The organism is Pseudoalteromonas sp. S3178 (genome assembly GCF_005886985.1).
Classification (GTDB): Bacteria; Pseudomonadota; Gammaproteobacteria; order Enterobacterales; family Alteromonadaceae; genus Pseudoalteromonas; species Pseudoalteromonas carrageenovora.
This window is the reverse complement of the sequence record NZ_PNCW01000496.1, coordinates 1-322: the sequence shown is the minus strand read 5'-3', so window position 1 is coordinate 322 and position 322 is coordinate 1. Positions and strand designations below refer to the sequence as shown.

Sequence of the window (322 nt, the reverse complement as noted above, 5' to 3'; positions counted from 1 at the left end):
TCTTCAATTTCCGCTTAATGATTTTTGCAGCTTCAGGAAATACCTCATCGATGGACATGCCCTCAATATTTTTTGGGGTGTTATCAGGTAGCCGGTTTTTCAAAAATTCATTCGCAAAAACCACCGTATGTGCTTGGTCTAGGACACAAATTCCAACTGGAATATAACGCTGTAATTCGTTAAACACAGTCAGTCCTCTATTCCAAGCATGGCATTAAGTTTTTGGATCACTGTTTTAATGGAGTTTTCATCCAGACAGATAATCACTCTTGAATCAAAAGCAATAGACTCGATTATAAATGCGATTTTCATCACCAGTGTT

At 37.6% G+C, this 322-nt stretch carries 1 pseudogene; it reads right to left on the bottom strand.

The annotated features are described in order from the left end of the window. Positions 1-187: pseudogene (locus CWC11_RS21905) on the bottom strand (sensor histidine kinase); the annotation flags it as partial. Between the last annotated feature and the right edge of the window lie 135 nt (positions 188-322).